The organism is Burkholderia sp. 28_3 (genome assembly GCF_003253915.1).
Classification (GTDB): domain Bacteria; phylum Pseudomonadota; class Gammaproteobacteria; order Burkholderiales; family Burkholderiaceae; genus Burkholderia; species Burkholderia cenocepacia.
Genome location: NZ_QKZF01000020.1, coordinates 44286 through 60884, shown reverse-complemented (window position 1 = coordinate 60884; position 16599 = coordinate 44286). Strand labels below are relative to the sequence as shown.

Sequence of the window (16599 nt, the reverse complement as noted above, 5' to 3'; positions counted from 1 at the left end):
CGGTTGCGGCCGATTTGGATGCCCGACCTCGTGTCGGGCTTTTTTTCGTGCACCGGTCGGTGTACGGCCGGCGCAGCGCCGATCGCACGGCGGCGGCCCGCTTTCGCGCGACGTCACCCGCCGGTATCCGGCTCGCGCGTCACGCCGCCTTGCTGCTTCGCACCTTCGCGCCCGCGGAGGAACCCGATCGCGCGTTCTTCTTCAGATGCGTGCGGTTGTATTCGATCGCCGCGCGCACGAGGTTCTTCAATGCCCGCTTGTCGATCCTGTCGCCTTCGAAGAAATCGATTGCCCGCCGCGCATTGCCGTCGAGACCGTCGTTGAACAGCTGGTCGGGATCGGGCAGTTTCGCGCCGTGCATGAACGTCAGCTTCACCTTGCCCTTGTGCGCGTTCGCCACTGCGATCATCCCGTCGCACGACCATACGGGGCTGCCCATCCATTTCCATTCCTCGACGATGCCCGCTTGCGCGTCGAGGATCGTCTGGCGCAGGTCCGCGAAAGTCTTGCCGCGCCAGTCGGCGATGCCGGCGATCAGCGCGTCGATGCGCGCCGACGGCGTGAGATCGGTTGTACTCATGCGCGGGCCTCCGTGCCTTCATCGGGATCGGGACGCGCCAGCACCTGTTCGAGCGACGCGAAGAACTGCGCCCACCCGTGCTGCGCACCGCGGTACGCCTGCTCCTGGTCCGTGCGGAAGCCGGCCTGCTCCATCCGCAACAGCGTGCCGCGCGGCGTCGGCGTGAGCGTCCACGTCACGACGCTTTCGAGGCCATAGGCGGCCCATGTATAGGACAGCACGCGCTGCGGCTCGATCGTCAGGACCGTGCAGTCGACCGAGCCCCAGTCCGCGCGAAAGGTGAATGCACGGCCCGCGACGGGCTCGAAGTCGCTCTGCATCAGCCACGCCGCGATCAGGTGCGGTTGCGTGAGCGCGCGCCAGATCTTCTCCGGCGGATGCGGCAGCTCCCGGTCGACGACGACGGAGCGCGTTTCGGTAGAAGCTTGGTTCATTACTGATCCATCCTTTTGAGCAGATCTTCGAGGGCATCGAACCGGCTCTGCCAGAAGCCCGCCATCTGGCTCGTCCAGTCGATCAACGGGGCCAGCGCCTGCGGCTGCGCGCTGTAGTGCGTCTGCCGGCCTTCGTGACGGTCGTTCACGAGCCCGGCCTGCTTCAGTACGCCAAGGTGCTTCGACACGGCCGGCTGCGACACGCCCGCGCGGGCGGTCAGCGCGGCGACCGTCAGCTCGCCCTCCGCGCACAGCCGCTCGAACAGCGCGCGGCGCGTGGGATCGGCGAGTGTCCGGAACAGCGTGTCGTGGGTGTTCTGCATGTCTGGCACAATTCATAACTCGATGGTTATGGATTGAAGGATATCTGCTGATCGCCGTACGTCAAGGCGGGATTTCGCGAACGACATCGTTCGATCCCGCGCCACGGGTGCGTGCGTCGCACTGGCTCGAGTCGACACCCGATTCGAGCATTTCCTCTAATCCGCGATTGCGACGCGCGATCCGAAAGCAGCCTGCAAGACTGGCCGCTGGGCTGTTCCACAGTTCGGGAAACGTTTGGCTTCGGCCTGCCCCGTTCTTGTGCCTGCACGAAGCCGTTCCTGACGAGTCGCTTCCAATGACCACATAGTGCGATACGGCGTGCGGCCATTGACACGCACACGCCACGCAACCGCGCGGCGCGCCCTTCCATGCCCGCGCACATTCCGATGCTGCAACGAACGACGCGTGCGTGTGAGCGACGCGCGTGGCCGCGCCGTCGTGCCGCGAACCGGTTCCGCCCACGGCGCCCGCCATTGCCAGCGTGAACGACGCCGCGCGCGCACTCATGCGCCCCGTTGTCAGAACTGACAGCTATGGAAACTGGCAGCTACCCGAACGGCACCGAGGCCCTACGCTCGTCACCGCTCGCGGCCCCACAAGGGCCGGGGGTTCCAGTAACGTCGCCTCTCCTAAAAAAGGACTCCCGATGAAAAGGAACGCCTGGTTTGCCCTTCCCCTTCCGTCGCCCCGCCGCCTGGCGTGCGTGGCACCGCTCGTGTTCGCCGCCGCTGCGGCGCATGCGACGACGGATTGGGTCGATACCCATACGAAGGCCTTTCTGACCGGCCCGCAGTTGATGGCGCGCAGTGCGGCGCCGTCGCTCGAACTGGCAGCCGGTGAAACGACCAACGTCGTCGTCAGCCTGAAGCTGCGCAACGCCGCGCAGCTCAAGCAACTGGCGCGCGACGTGAACCGGCCCGGCAGCGCGCATTACCGCCAGTACCTGACGCACGAGCAATTCCTCGCGAACTACGCGCCGACCGACGCGCAGGTGAAGTCGGTCGTCGACTATCTGCACAAGAGCGGCTTCACGAATGTCGAGGTCGCGCCGAACCGGCTGCTGGTCTCCGCCAGCGGCACGGCCGGCACGGTGAAGGCTGCGTTCAACACGTCGCTCGTGCACTTCGAGTACGCGGGCCGCTCGGGCTTCGCCAACACGTCGACCGCGCAGGTGCCGCGCGCACTCGGCGACGTCGTCGGCTCGGTGCTCGGGCTGCAAAGTGTCGCGCGTGCGCGGCCGATGCTGCGCATCGGCAACGTCGCGAAGCCGCAGGCACTCGCCGCCGGCACGGCCACTGGCCACTATCCGAAGGAATTCCCGGGCCTCTACAACGCGACCGGCGTGCCGACCGCGGCCGGCGTGACGGTCGGCATCATCACGATCGGCGGCGTGTCGCAGACGCTGCAGGACCTGAAGCAGTTCACGTCGAGCAACGGCTACGGCACGGTCTCCACGCAGACCGTCAAGACCAACGGCACGGGCGGCAGCTATACCGACGACCAGGACGGCCAGGGCGAATGGGATCTCGACAGCCAGTCGATCGTCGGCTCGGCCGGCGGCCAGGTCGGCAAGCTGGTGTTCTACATGGCGGACCTCAACGCCGCCGGCAACACGGGCCTCACGCAGGCATTCAACCGCGCGGTGTCGGACAACACCGCGAAGGTGATCAATGTGTCGCTCGGCTGGTGCGAGACCGATGCGAACGCGGACGGCACGCTCGACGCCGAGGAACAGATCTTCACGACGGCCGCCGCGCAGGGGCAGACCTTCTCGGTATCGTCGGGCGACGAAGGCGTGTACGAGTGCAACAACCGCGGCTATCCGGACGGCGCGAACTACACGGTGTCGTGGCCGGCTTCGTCGCCGCACGTGCTCGCAATCGGCGGCACGACGCTCTACACGACGTCGGCCGGTGCGTTCTCGAACGAGACGGTGTGGAACGAAGGGCTCGATTCGAACGGCAAGCTGTGGGCGACGGGTGGCGGCGTCAGCACGATCCTGCCCGCGCCGTCGTGGCAGTCGGGCAGCAATCGCCAGTTGCCGGACGTCTCGTTCGACGCCGCGCAGAGCACGGGCGCGTACATCTACAACTACGGCCAGTTGCAGCAGATCGGCGGCACGAGCCTCGCCGCCCCGATCTTCACGGGCTTCTGGGCCCGCCTGCTCGCGGCGAACGGGACCGGCCTCGGCTTCCCGGCCGGCAACTTCTATGCGGACATTCCGTCGCATCCGTCGCTCGTGCGCTATGACGTCACGTCGGGCAACAACGGCTATCAGGGGTATGGCTACAAGGCCGGCACCGGCTGGGATCTGACCACCGGCTTCGGCAGCCTGAACATCGCGAACCTCAACCAGCTGATCAAGTCGGGCGGGTTCTGAGCGAAGCGTGAAGGCCGGCGCGCGGCGAGGGTTGCCGTGCGCCGGTTGTGACCGCCCCGCCCCCTACTCCGTCGCCGGCTCCTTCACGCGCTCCGACACGACCGGTGCGCCGGCCCGATGCGACGGCGCGAACAGCCGCAGCCCGCTCGCGACGCTCGCCGCGCCCGCGAAACCCGCGCCGAGCATCAACGCAAGCGTCGGCCCGTGGCGCCCCGCAATGCCGAACGACAGCGCCACCAGCGCCGCGCCCGTCGCCTGCCCGATCAGCCGCGCGGTCGCGATGATCCCGCTCGCGCCGCCGCTGCGCTCGGGCGGCGCGCTCGACATCAGCGCCTTCAGGTTCGGCGACTGGAAGAAACCGAAGCCCGCGCCGCACAGCATCATCCGCCAGCCGATGTCGACGACGCCCGGCGATACCGGCAGCGCGGCGAGCGACACCATGCCCGCGCTCAGCAACGCCAGGCCGATCGCGCCGAGCAGCCCGGGCGGATAACGATCCGACAGCCGCCCCGCGATCGGCGCGGCGAGCGCGACGATCGCCGACCACGGCGTCATCAGGAACCCCGTTTCGACCGCGCTGCGATGCAGGACGGTTTCGAAATAGAACGGCAGCGACACGAACGCGAGGCCCTGCGCGGCGAACGCGCAGACGGCCGTCAGCGCGGACAGCGTGAACACGGGCCGGCGGAACAGGTCGACCGGCAGCATCGGCGCCGGATGCCCGGCCTGACGGCGGATCAGCAGCCAGCCGAACGCGAGTGCAACCGCGGCCGACGCGAACACGACGGAAAGCGGCCCGCGCTGCGCGAATTCGCCGAGCGCGAAGATCAGCGACGCAAACGTGATCACGTTGAACAGCGCGGCGACCGGATCGAACACGTGCTTGCCGCGCGCCGTCTGCGGCAGCGACGGAATCGCCACCGCGAGTGCGAACACGCCGAGCGGTACGTTCACCGCGAACAGCCACGGCCATGCGGCTACCGACAGGATCAGCGACGCAATCGTCGGCCCCACCGCGAACGACACGCCGACGACGAGCGCGTTGAAGCCGACGCCGCGCCCGAGTCGATGCGCGGGAAACAGGCCGCGGATCAGCGCGACGTTGACGCTCATGATCGCGCTCGCGCCGAAGCCCTGCACGATGCGCGCGGCCGTCAGCATCGGCAGCGTCGACGCGAGCGAACAACCGAGCGACGCCAGCGTGAACACCGCCAGCCCCGCGACATACACGCGCTTGTGACCGACGATGTCGCCGAGCGACGCGAACGGCAGCAGCGTCGCGACCATCGCGAGCTGGTACGCGTTGATGATCCACACGGACGCGGCCGGCGACGCATGCAGGTCGGTCGCGATGGCGGGCAGCGCGGTGTTCGCGATCGCGGTGTCGAGCGTCGCGAGCGCGACGGCCAGCAGCACGGCGGACATCGCGCGCCAGTTGACGGCCGGCTCGTGGGCGCCGGCGGGGGAAGCGAATTCGGACAAGATGGGCTCGGCTGACGAGCGACGCGCGGCGTCGCGGATTGAGCGGCGCGGCGACGCGCGCTCCGTGCGGCAAGAACGGAACGCGCGGCACCGCGAGCCGTATTGTTGCAGAGCCGCACCGAACGTGCAGGCGGCCGCGCCGTCGGTCAGCGAAACGAAAGATTCGGCATGCCGCGTCGAACGAGCGGCACCGATGAAGACGCAACGAACGGCGGTCTCGCCGCCTGCCGGACGGCGCGCGGCCGACCGCCGCTATTTACGACACTGCCCGTCGCGCATTGCGGCCGCGCAGCCATTCGAGCGCGAGCAGCAGGCTCGTCGAGAAAATGATCAGGATCGTGGCGAGCGCGGCGATCGTCGGGCTGATGTTCTCGCGGATGCCCGTGAACATCTGGCGCGGCAGTGTCGTCTGGTCCGCGCCCGCGAGGAACAGCGTGACGACCACTTCGTCGAACGACGTGGCGAACGCGAACAGCGCGCCCGACATCACGCCCGGCACGATCACCGGCAGCGTCACGCGGAAAAAGGTCGACACCGGGCTCGCGCCGAGCGACAGGCTCGCGCGCACGAGGTTCTGGTTGAAGCCCTGCAGCGTCGCGGCCACCGTCGTCACGACGAACGGCACGCCGAGCGCCGCGTGCGCGGCGATCAGCCCCGTGTAGGTATTCGCGAGCCCGAGCGGCGCGAAGAACAGGTACATGCCGACGCCGACCACGACGACGGGCACGATCATCGGCGACAGCAGCACGGCCATCAGCAGCCCCTTGCCGCGGAAATCGGCCTTCGTCAGGCCGATCGCGGCGAGCGTGCCGAGCACGGTCGCGACGACGGTCGCCGACGGCGCGACGATGAAGCTGTTCTTCGCGGCCATCCGCCACTCGTCCGACGCGATCAGGTTCTCGTACCAGCGCATCGAGAAACCCGGAATCGGATAGACGAGGAACGTGCTCGACGAGAACGACAGCGGCACGATCGCGAGCACCGGCAGGATCAGGTACAGCAGCGTCAGCACGACGAGCACGCGCAACGCGACGTACCACGCGCGCTCGACGAACGACATGTGCGGCGCGAACAGCGGCCTGGCGAGTTTCATGGTCGGCATCCCCTTCCCGTTTCCCTGTGCCCGGCGCTCAGCCGAGGCTCACGTTGGTGCGCGTGAAGCGCCCGTACACCGCGTACAACACGAGCGTCGCCGCAAGCAGCAGCCCGCCGAGCGCACACGCCATGCCCCAGTTGATCGTCACGTTCGTGAAGTACGCGACGTAGTAGCTGACCATCTGGTCGTTCGGCCCGCCGAGCAGCGCGGGCGTGATGTAGTAGCCGATCGCGAGGATGAACACCAGCAGCGCGCCCGCGCCGACGCCCGGATAGGTTTGCGGCACGTACACGCGCCAGAACGCGGCGAACGGATGGCTGCCGAGCGACACGGCCGCGCGCTGGTAGGTCGGCGGGATCGACTTCATCACGCTGTAGAGCGGCAGGATCATGAACGGCAGCAGGATGTGCGTCATCGAGATGTACACGCCGACGCGGTTGAACAGCAGCGTCAGCGGATGCGAGATCAGCCCGCTGCCGATCAGCGCCGTGTTGATGAGCCCTTCGCTCTGCAGCAGCACGATCCACGCGGCGACGCGCACGAGCACCGACGTCCAGAACGGAATCAGCACGAGGATCATCACGAGGTTCGCGCGTCGTTCCGACAGCGTCGAGATCCAGTACGCGAGCGGATAGCCGAGCAGCAGCGCGAACAGCGTGACGGCCACGCCGATCACGAACGTGCGGCCGAAGATCGCGAGGTAGATCGACTGATCGGGATCGGCTTGCACGATGTGGCCGAAGCCGTCCTGCTTGTGATCGAGCGCGGCGAGCAGGTAGAACGGCGACACCTGGCTGCCGTTCTTCGCGATCGCCTGCCAGTACGCGACGTCGCCCCAGCGCGCATCGAGGTCGATGAATTTGGCACGCGTCTGCGCGGGCGTCAGCGCCGCGTCATTGTCGCCCTTCAGCGGCATCGCGCGCGCCGTCTTCGCGACGAGCGAGCGATAGCCGGGAATCTCGGTGTTCAGGCGCCGCGCGAGCGCGCCCATCGCCTCGCTGTCGGCCACCTTCGTCATGTCGGCCGCGAGCGCGACATACGCGGCGTCCGCCGGCGGCGTCTTGCGGTCCCAGCCCGACAACGCGGCGACCGTGTTCGGCAACGCGGTCGCGATCTCCGGGTTCTGCACCGCGCGCGTGAGCAGCGTGCCGATCGGCACGACGAAAATCAGCAGCAGGAAAATCGCGAGCGGCGCGACCAGCAGCAGCGCCATCGTGCGCTTGCGGGCCTCGGCGGCCTTCAACTCGCGCTTGAGCGCGGCGGTCGACGGCGAGGAAGGCGCGATCGTCATCGTATTCAACTGGTCTCTCCGGCCGGACACGTTCCGGCGGCATGCCGCGCGACGCGATCGACGCGTCGCGCGGCCGGTTGCATCACGACACCCGTGAGGATGCCTGACCGGTTACTTCGTTGCCCACGCGGCGAAGCGCTGTTCGAGCTCGTCGCTGTGGTCGGTCCAGAAGCCGATGTCCTCGAGCACCGCGTTCTTGCCGTTGGCCGGCGAGTTCGGCAGATTCGCGAGCGTCTTCGCGTCGAGCGCCTTGATTGCGGCGACGTTCGTCGGGCCGTACGCGATGTGCTGCGCATACGCCTGCTGCGGCTTCGGCGTCAGCGAGTACGCGATGTACTGCTCGGCCAGCGCCTTGTTCGGCGAGCCCTTCGGAATCGCCCAGTAGTCGAGGTCGTAGATGCTGCCGTTCCACACGACCTTCAGGTTCTTGCCTTCCTTCTGCGCGGCGTCGATGCGGCCGTTGTACGCGGTCGACATCACGACGTCGCCGGCGACGAGGAACTGCGGCGGCTGCGCGCCCGCTTCCCACCACTGGATGTACGGCTTCAGCTCGTCGAGCTTCTTGAACGCGCGATCCTGGCCGGCCTTCGTGCCGAGCACCTTGTAGACGTCCTTCGTCGCGACGCCGTCGGCCATCAGCGCGAATTCGAGGTTGTAGCGCGCGCCCTTGCGCATCCCGCGCTTGCCGGGGAATTTCTTCACGTTCCAGAAATCGGCCCAGCCGGTGGGCGCCGACTTCAGCTTGTCCGCGTTGTACGACAGCGCGGTCGACCACACGAAGAAGCCGACGCCGCACACCTGCGGCGCTTCCGGAATCAGGTCGGATTTCTTCGCGATCTTCGACCAGTCGAGCTTCTCGTACAGCCCTTCGTCGCAGCCGCGGTTCAGGTCGCCCGATTCGACTTCGACCACGTCCCAGTTGACGTGCTTCGCCTCGACCATCGCCTTCACCTTCGCCTGCTCGCCGTTGTATTCGACGGCCGTGACCTTGTTGCCGGTCGCCTTCTCGAACGGCTGGTTGAACGCGACCTTCTGCGCGTCGCCGTTCGCGCCGCCGAAGTTGACGACCGTGAGCTCGGCAGCCGTGGCCGATGCGCCGAACGCGACCAGTGCCAGCGCGAGTGCCGTACGGCGCGCGGTAAAGCTTGCTCGTTTCATGATGGTTCCTCTCCTCTCGTGGTGGAAGTGGGCTTTGTTGTTGACGACGTGCTGCGGAAAACCGGGTAAACCATGCTCACGCGAACACGCGCAGGTGTTCGGGCGAGAACGCAAGCGAGACCGGGGCGCCGGGCGAGAACGCGTCGAGCGCGCCGGTGCCGAGCGGCACCTTCACGAAGCACTCGTCCTGGCCCGGCAGTGCGCAGCGCATGCGCACGTGATCGCCGAAATAGATGAGGCTGCGCGCCTCGCCGCTCACGCAATTGGCGGCGCCGCCATTCATCCCGTTCGCGCCGTGCGCGGCGAGGCTCATGCGCTCGGGGCGGATGCACGCGACAGCGGATGCGCCCTCGGCGGCTTCGCCGATATGGCGGCCGACGAGCTTCGTGCCGTCGTCGAGCCGGAATTCGCAGAATTCGCCGTCGACGCGCGCGATGGTGCCGCGCAGCCGGTTGCTGTCGCCGATGAAGTTCGCGACGAATTCGTTGCACGGCGATTCGTACAGGCGGTCGACGGTGTCGAGCTGCTGCACGATGCCCTTGTCGAACACGGCGACGCGATCGGACATCGTCAGCGCCTCGCCCTGGTCGTGCGTCACGTACACGAAGGTCACGCCGAGCTTTTCGTGCAGCGCCTTCAGTTCGTATTGCATGTGTTCACGCAACTGCTTGTCGAGCGCGCCGAGCGGCTCGTCCATCAGCACCAGCTTCGGCTCGAACACGAGCGCGCGCGCCAGCGCGATACGCTGCTGCTGGCCGCCCGACAGTTGCGCCGGATAGCGTTTCGCGAAGCGCTCCATCTGCACCATCTTCAGCGCGTGCGCGACACGCTCCGCGCGCTCGCCGGCGGGCAGCTTGCGCACCGTCAGCGGATACCCGACGTTCTGCTCGACCGTCAGGTGCGGAAACAGCGCGTAGTTCTGAAACACCATGCCGATGTTGCGCTTGTGCGGCGGCACGTTGTTCAGCAGCTCGCCGTCGAGGCGGATCTCGCCGCCGGTCGGGAATTCGAAGCCGGCGAGCATCATCAGGCAGGTGGTCTTGCCCGAGCCGGACGGCCCGAGCAGCGTCAGGAATTCCCCGCGGTGGATGTCGAGGTCGAGCGATTTGACGACGAGCGTTTCGCCGTCGTAGGTCTTCCGCACGCCGCGAAAGCTGACGATCACATCATCGGACTTCATCGTGCTGTCCCCTGGTTCCGCGCCAATTGATTTTGAGATGCGAGCCACTATACGGCGCGCACGGTTCTATACTAGGGAACCATTTCAATATTCCTAGTAGGACCACTTTGGATACCGTGATCGTCGCCGACTGGCTGTCCGCCCGCATCGACCGCAGCTCGCCCGAACCGATGTACCGGCAGCTGCTGCAACTGATGCAGCAGGCCATCCTGACCGGGGAATTGGGGCCAGGGACAAAGCTGCCGAGTTCGCGCACGCTCGCGGGCGACCTGTCGATCGCGCGCAATACGGTGCTGCACGTGTACGACCAGCTGACGGCCGAAGGCTACGTGCTGACGACGACCGGCAGCGGCACCTACGTGGCCGACACGCGGCCGGACGCCGCCGCGATCCGCGTGCCGGGCGCCACGCCGCCGCCGTCAGCCGCCGACGAACTGCCGGCGCCCGACGCACAGGGCAGCCTGTCGATGCGCGGGCGGCAGTTGATCGAGCATGCGGGCGTCTCGCGGCGCCAGTGGGGTGCGTTCATGCCGGGCGTGCCGGACGTGTCGGAATTCCCGAGCCGCACGTGGAGCCGCCTGCAGGCGCGGCTGTGGAAGGAGGCCAATCCGGAGCTGCTGACCTATGCGCCGGGCGGCGGCTACCGGCCGCTGCGGCGTGCGCTCGCCGATTACCTGCGCGTCGCGCGCTCGGTCAAATGCTCGCCGGACCAGGTGATCATCACGACGGGCATCCATCAGTCGATCGATCTCGCGGTGCGGCTGCTGTCCGACATCGGCGATCGTGCGTGGGTCGAGGAACCGTGCTACTGGGGCGTGCGCAGCGTATTGCAGGCGGCCGGCCTGACGCTCGCGCCGGTGCCGGTCGACCAGGAAGGGCTCGACCCGCGCGCGAGCGACATGCAGCACCCGCCTCGGCTCGTGCTGGTCACGCCGTCGCACCAGTACCCGCTCGGGATGGTGATGAGCCTCGCGCGGCGCCGCATGCTGCTCGAATATGCACGCCAGCACCGCTGCTGGATCATCGAGGACGACTACGACAGCGAATTCCGTTACGGCAGCCGCCCGCTCGCGTCGCTGCAGGGTCTCGACGACGGCGGCCGCGTGATCTACGTCGGCAGTCTCGGCAAGATGCTGTTCCCGGGGCTGCGGATGGGTTACATGGTCGTACCCGAGCACCTGGTCGACACCTTCCGCACCGGGTTGTCGGAGCTGTACCGCGAAGGCCAGCTGATGCAGCAGGCCGTGCTCGCCGAATTCATCATGGACGGCCACCTCACTTCGCACGTCCGACGAATGCGCACGCTGTACGGCGAGCGCCGGCAACTGATGATCGACGCGATCCGGGCGCGCTTCGGCGAGGCGCTGCCCGTGATGGGCGACGAGGCCGGCCTGCATCTGGTGCTCGGCCTGCCCGATGCGTGCGACGATCGCGCGGTCACGCAGAGCGCGTTCGACGCGGGCGTGATCGTGCGCCCGCTGACCAGCTACTACAGCAACCTCGACACCGCGCGGCAGGGCCTGCTGCTCGGCTATGCATGCGTCGCGCACGAAGGCATCCGGCCCGCGTTCGATACGCTCGCCGATACCATCGAGCAACATCTGCCGCGACACATCACGCGCGCGGCATGAAGCCCGCCACACGTGGCGACACCCGGGTCAATGCGCGCTGCCCGCGCCGCGATCGAGCGACGCCGCGCGTACGGCTTCGCCGGGCTTCGTGAACACGCGCTGCCGCAGCGCGGCAATCTGTGCGTCGCGGTCCTGCGGCGACAGGCCGGCCGATTCGATCTGCGTACGCTGCGCCGCATAATCCGCGTAACGGCTCTGCCACGACGCATCATCCTGCTGCATCTGCGCGACGCGCGCCGCCGCCTCGGGCCCAAGCGTCTGCGTCAGTTGCGCGCGCATCGCATCGGGCGTCGCGCCGCTCTTCCGCAATTGTGCGATCTGGTCGATCGCCGCGCGCTGCCGGTCCACCCGCTGCTGCGCCTCGCGTTCGTCGGCCGGCATCTGCTGCTCGAGCGCCGCGAGCCGTTCGGCCTTCTGCGCATCGGTCAATGAGCGGTCCTGAGTGATCTTCAAGCGTGCGAGGTCGTAGCGCTGCCGCCACTGCTCCGCGCCGAAGAACGGCTGGCTCCAGTCGCCGAGCGTGCGGTACGCGATCGACGCCCGCTGATCGAGCGCGAGCTGCAACGCGCCGGGATCGGACTTGTCGACCGCACCGGCGTCGCGCAATGTCGCGAGCGCATCGAGATACGCGCGATACCGATGCCACACGTCGAGCGCCTCCGCCTGTGCGACCGTGCCGTCGAGCTGCGCGGCGATTTCGCGAACGACGAACGCATCGAGCGCGGCCGCGCTCAGGTCGCTCCGCGCGGTCAGGCAATAGTCGAAGAAATCGCGCACCGTGCGCGACTTCGCGAGATGGCCGCCTGCATCGAGCGGCAACCGCGGCGCACTGGAACCGGCGAGCGACGGCGGCACGCCCGCACTCGCCGGCACCGCGGCCTGCGATGCGGCGACCGCCACGCCGCCCACCGCGGCCGCCTCCGGCGCATCACCCGCTGCGCCCGTGCCGCGATGCGATCCCGCACCGCTCCACATCGCGACGCCGGCGACTGCCGCGAGCCCCACGCCCCCGTAGATCGCAGCGCGCCGCACGAGCGGCGCGCGCCCTTCACGTGCCGCCATCGATCACACGCCCGCGAGCTTCAGCCGGTTCGCATGCGTGCGGATCACCGCGACCGGGTCTTCCGCATACGCGCCGCGCACGCCGAGCAGCTGGTTGATCTCGTCGATATGGTTCCACTTGTAGCGCGTGCTCAGCACCTTGCCGTACAGCGCGCTGCACTTCGACACGAGCCCGTCGTTCTCGCCCGAACCGCGGTTGATCATCACCGTGCCCGTGCCGAACAGCGCGAGCGTCGACAGGTCGAGCACGTTCGCCGGATCGACGACCGGAACGGTGCTCGTATCCGTCGCCCCCGTCACGCCGAACAGCGACAGCGTCGGCTGGATCGCCGTGCCGGCCCACGAATACAGCAGATGCGTGTTGCCGCCGACGGTTTCCGTCGGCGCGCCGGTCTGGCAACTGCCGGGAGCGCCGAGGCCCGCGCTCGGATAGTTCTGGTTGTAGGTGGCGGCCTGCGCGGTCGTCAGCGTCTTCAGCGACGCGAGTGCGTCCTGGTTCGTGTTGTGGCTGCTGCTCGTCAGGATTCCGAATACATTGACGAACGCGGCGATCACCGTCGACGACAGTCCGGTCGGATCGTATGCGAGCACGTCCTGCACGAAGTCGGCGAACTCGGAGCCGCGATGCGGCGTGCCGATCGTCGTCACCGACGCGACGAGATCGGGCGCGACGGCCGCGACATAGCGCGACGTCAGCCCGCCCTGGCTGTGACCGACGAGATTGACCTTGGTCGCGCCGGTCGCGGCGAGCACCGTCTTCACGTAAGCCAGCAGCTGTTCGCCGCGCCCGTTCGGGCCGTCGTCGCTCTGGAAGCCCGACAGGTTCGCGACGTACACGGTCGCGCCATGCTGTTGCAGGTCTTCCTGGATGCCGTACCAGTAATCGAGTACGCCCGCGTACTTGTCGGTGCCGGTCAACCCGTGCACGAGAATGATCGGATAGCGCGTCGTCGCATAGTCGTCGGCGGGCGCGGTTGCCGCCATCGCCGCGTGCGTCGTCGCGAGCGTCGTCAACGCGGTCGTCCCCGCGAACGGCGCGACGCTCATCGCGCATGCCACTGCCCCTGCCATTACCCTGGAACGCATCGATTTGGCCATGCATGTTCTCCTGATTATTGTGCTGCCGGTGCGAATGACACCGGATCGACACGCACGCCGCCTCGCACGGACCTCGTGTGTCGAATGCGGAGTGAAGCACGACTCGCGAACGTTTGCGCCCCGACTAGATACGGTTCTCTAATCGGTTGACGCGCCCCGCCCGTTCGGGCGGGGCGGCGTGCAGGCACGCGCATGCTGCGGCGCACACGCGCGTGGCGCGCTACAGCTTCGCGCTCACGCGTACCCACGCGGTACGCCCCGGCTCCATCACCGGCGCATTCGCCGGATAGCCGAAACCCGCGTTGCCGGCAAGGTTCAAATGCTCGGTGTAGGCCTTGTTCAGCACGTTGTCGACCCCCACCGAAATCTGCACGGTCTTGCTGACGTTGTACTGCGTATGCAGCGACAGCACGCCGAATCCGGCGCTCGGGCCGAAGTCCTTGCCGACCACGTTGCCCTCGTTCAGCGCATAGCGATGCTGCGACGCAACGATGCGCCACAGGCCGCCCGCCGACCAGGCGCCGCGCGTGTATTCGAGCCCGATGCGCGCCTCCAGCGGCGGCATCTGCGGCAGCGGATCGCCGCTCGCCACGTTGCGCCCCCACGCATACGCGAGCGACGTCTCGACGCGCAGCGGCGCGACCGGCCGCCACGACACGCCGGCCTCGCCACCCATGATCTGCGCGTTGACGTTGGTCGCCTGCGTGGTCGGGCCCATCATGCCGGTCGCATAGTCGAACAGGATGAAGTCCTGGACGTAGCCCGCGTACGCCGACACCCATGCATCGAACCGGTCGCTCTTGTATTGCGCGCCGATATCGAGCTGCGTGGTCTTCTCCGGCTGTACCGCCGAGAACGCGTTGACCGACCCGGTCGGCCCGCGCGTCGCGGAGAACAGTTCCCAGTAGTCCGGATAACGCTCCGCGTGGCCGATGCCCGCGTACCACGTGACGGGCAGCGACGCGAGATCGCGCTCGTAGCGCACGAAGCCGCTCGGCAGCACCTTCGTCCGATCGTCGTCGAACGTCGGATTCGGCTTGCTCATCATCATGCCGCGCTTCATCGCGCGCTTGTCGCGTGCGCTCGCATAGTCGACGCGCGCGCCGCCGATCACGCGCGATACGTCGCTCGCATACCACGTCAGCTCGCTGAACACGCCCGCATTCCACATGGTCGCCTGCGCATCCCACGGCTGGTCGCGGTAGTTCTGCTGCCCCATCGACGAGCGCGAATCGAGCCGGTTCGATTGCGCATCGACGCCCGTGACGAGCTTGAAGTCGTCGCCGAAGCGGAACGTCGCGGCCGCACGCGCGCCCACCGTGCGGCGCCGCACGTCCGCGGCCATCCGCATCGGCATGCTGCTCGCGGGGTCGGGCTGCCGCAACGTGTAGTTGTCCATCACGTGATCGGCTTCGTTGTAGTACACGCGCGCCTCGATCCGGTCGAGCACGTCGCCGAGATGCCGCTTGTCGAACGACAGGCCGAACGTCTCGCGGCGGAAATGCGCGCCGTCCATCCCGCGGCCCGCATAGCGTGCGTAGCCGTCGCCGGTGCCGGCCGTCAGCTCGACGCGCGTATGGTCGTCGGGCGTCCAGCCGAGCGCCGCATCGGCGTTCCACTTGTCCCACTGCGACGGCACGGTGTTGCCGTTGCCGTCCTGGTAGTCCTGCGAATGCGCGTGGTTCGCGGTCACGCGGCCATAGACGTCCGGCGTGCCGGCAGTGAGGTCGATGTTCTGGTCGTTGCGGCCGAACGATCCGCCGACCAGGCTGCCCTCGAAGCGCATGCCGGGGCGCTCGAAACGCGGCGTCACACGCTCGAACAGCACGGTGCCGGCCGATGCGCCGGGACCGTACAGCACGGTCTGCGGCCCCTTCACGACCGTCACCTTGTCATAGCTTTCCGGTGCGATGTACGACGTCGGCGCGTCCATCCGGTTCGGGCACGCGCCGAGCGTCGGCATCCCGTTCGCCAGGATGTTCAACCGCGAACCGAACATCCCGCGCAGCACGGGATCGCCGTTCGTGCCACCGCTGCGGATCGACGTGAAGCCGGGGATCGTCTTCAGGTAGTCGGCGCCGTCGCTGGCGGGCAGCGGCTGGCGCGGCGCCTTCGGATCGGTGACGACGACGAGCGGCGTCGACAGCGGCGCCGCGACGACTTCGACGGGCGGCAACAGCATCGCGGCGTCGTTCGCCGTCGCGCCGGCCGCCGGCGCCGTTTCGGCCGCGGCGGCGCTCGCGGCCAGCGCGCCGACAGCCAGCGCGGGAACGGTGAGTTTCAGCATGCGCGGCAAGGGCCGCGCACGGGCATTGCGTGACGCCCGTGGCGCACGCAACTGGAAATTGGTCATGATCGAAAGCCCGAGTGACGCCCTCCACGCGGCCTCGACGGGCCGCACGGATATCGGCGGAATGAGAAACGGCGGGAAACGCGTCAGGCGCGCTCGGGCGGTGCGCGCGGATAGGCGCGCGGATAGCGGTCGCTGCGCGCCGCGACGGCAGGCGGCGCGGCGACGGAAACGGAAACGACGGGAACGGCGCCGACCGACGCGGCGGCAGGCGCGCCGATGGCCGGGCTATGAGCGAAGAAGCCGCAGTAGCCGCACGCGTCGAGATGCAGCGCATGATCGTGCATGCCGCCGGCAGCGGGCGCACGATGCGCGCCATGCTCGGTACTGCAGACGATCGCGTCGGGCGTGGCCGCCTGCGCGATACGCCACTGCGACACCAGCGGCGCGGCGATCGCGATCCAGATCGCGAGCAGGCCAAGCCAGGCAGTCAGGTGACGATGTCGGTGCAGCATGTGCGGCGACGAGTAAGCGGAATGTAAAAACAGCCGAGATGTTACAGAATGTTCAACGCGATGACCAGTGCCGACGAC

Annotated in this window: 14 protein-coding genes; 2 read left to right on the top strand and 12 right to left on the bottom strand. The window is 68.0% G+C overall.

Going from position 1 to position 16599, the window contains the following annotated elements:
- Window positions 1-139 precede the first annotated feature (139 nt).
- The 3 genes from DFS13_RS30490 to DFS13_RS30480 are packed head-to-tail and all read right to left on the bottom strand — an operon-like array spanning window position 140 to window position 1337.
- The gene (locus tag DFS13_RS30490) at window positions 140-580 is read right to left on the bottom strand and encodes a DUF1801 domain-containing protein (protein WP_048985262.1); all 441 of its coding nucleotides are present in this window, start codon (window positions 578-580) and stop codon (window positions 140-142) included.
- Window positions 577-1014, bottom strand: a complete 438-nt coding sequence (locus DFS13_RS30485; protein ID WP_034202609.1) for an SRPBCC domain-containing protein — start codon at window positions 1012-1014, stop codon at window positions 577-579. Before DFS13_RS30485 ends, DFS13_RS30490 begins: the two co-directional genes overlap by 4 nt.
- Window positions 1014-1337: a helix-turn-helix transcriptional regulator gene (locus tag DFS13_RS30480; RefSeq protein WP_058902898.1), complete on the bottom strand. Its 324-nt coding sequence runs from the start codon at window positions 1335-1337 to the stop codon at window positions 1014-1016. Before DFS13_RS30480 ends, DFS13_RS30485 begins: the two co-directional genes overlap by 1 nt.
- 647 nt (window positions 1338-1984) lie before the next feature.
- On the opposite strand from DFS13_RS30480, the gene DFS13_RS30470 reads away from it, so the two are divergent.
- Window positions 1985-3718: a protease pro-enzyme activation domain-containing protein gene (locus DFS13_RS30470; RefSeq protein WP_060212541.1), complete on the top strand. Its 1734-nt coding sequence runs from the start codon at window positions 1985-1987 to the stop codon at window positions 3716-3718.
- Between the two features lie 63 nt (window positions 3719-3781).
- Here the strand turns inward: DFS13_RS30470 and DFS13_RS30465 are convergent, their stop codons facing one another.
- The 5 genes from DFS13_RS30465 to DFS13_RS30445 form a co-directional block, all read right to left on the bottom strand.
- Window positions 3782-5200, bottom strand: coding sequence for an MFS transporter (locus DFS13_RS30465; protein WP_006487759.1), 1419 nt, complete (start codon window positions 5198-5200; stop codon window positions 3782-3784).
- 256 nt (window positions 5201-5456) lie between these two features.
- Window positions 5457-6293 carry an ABC transporter permease gene (locus DFS13_RS30460; protein ID WP_111442530.1) on the bottom strand — a complete coding sequence of 279 codons (837 nt, stop codon included), beginning with the start codon at window positions 6291-6293 and terminating at the stop codon, window positions 5457-5459.
- A 37-nt stretch (window positions 6294-6330) separates the two neighbouring features.
- Window positions 6331-7587 (bottom strand): ABC transporter permease, encoded by a 1257-nt coding sequence (locus DFS13_RS30455; protein WP_060212545.1) that lies wholly within the window; start codon window positions 7585-7587, stop codon window positions 6331-6333.
- A 111-nt stretch (window positions 7588-7698) separates the two neighbouring features.
- Complete coding sequence (locus DFS13_RS30450) at window positions 7699-8745, bottom strand: ABC transporter substrate-binding protein (RefSeq protein WP_058902895.1); 1047 nt, start codon at window positions 8743-8745, stop codon at window positions 7699-7701.
- A gap of 76 nt (window positions 8746-8821) precedes the next feature.
- Window positions 8822-9925, bottom strand: a complete 1104-nt coding sequence (locus tag DFS13_RS30445) for an ABC transporter ATP-binding protein (protein ID WP_012493203.1) — start codon at window positions 9923-9925, stop codon at window positions 8822-8824.
- Window positions 9926-10032: 107 nt separating this feature from the next.
- Here DFS13_RS30445 and DFS13_RS30440 point away from each other — a divergent pair, with 107 nt between their 5' ends.
- Window positions 10033-11556: a PLP-dependent aminotransferase family protein gene (locus DFS13_RS30440; RefSeq protein ID WP_034202613.1), complete on the top strand. Its 1524-nt coding sequence runs from the start codon at window positions 10033-10035 to the stop codon at window positions 11554-11556.
- A gap of 27 nt (window positions 11557-11583) precedes the next feature.
- Here DFS13_RS30440 and DFS13_RS30435 read toward each other — a convergent pair whose 3' ends face one another.
- The 4 genes from DFS13_RS30435 to DFS13_RS30415 form a co-directional block, all read right to left on the bottom strand.
- Window positions 11584-12618, bottom strand: coding sequence for a lipase secretion chaperone (locus DFS13_RS30435; protein WP_006493459.1), 1035 nt, complete (start codon window positions 12616-12618; stop codon window positions 11584-11586).
- A gap of 3 nt (window positions 12619-12621) precedes the next feature.
- A complete protein-coding gene (locus DFS13_RS30430) occupies window positions 12622-13716 on the bottom strand; it encodes a triacylglycerol lipase (RefSeq protein ID WP_006495972.1) in 1095 nt (364 codons plus the stop codon).
- Between the two features lie 220 nt (window positions 13717-13936).
- Window positions 13937-16069 carry a TonB-dependent copper receptor gene (locus DFS13_RS30425; protein ID WP_111442490.1) on the bottom strand — a complete coding sequence of 711 codons (2133 nt, stop codon included), beginning with the start codon at window positions 16067-16069 and terminating at the stop codon, window positions 13937-13939.
- An 83-nt stretch (window positions 16070-16152) separates the two neighbouring features.
- On the bottom strand, window positions 16153-16521 hold the full coding sequence (locus DFS13_RS30415) for a DUF2946 domain-containing protein (protein WP_006483774.1): 369 nt from the start codon (window positions 16519-16521) through the stop codon (window positions 16153-16155).
- Window positions 16522-16599: the final 78 nt, after the last annotated feature.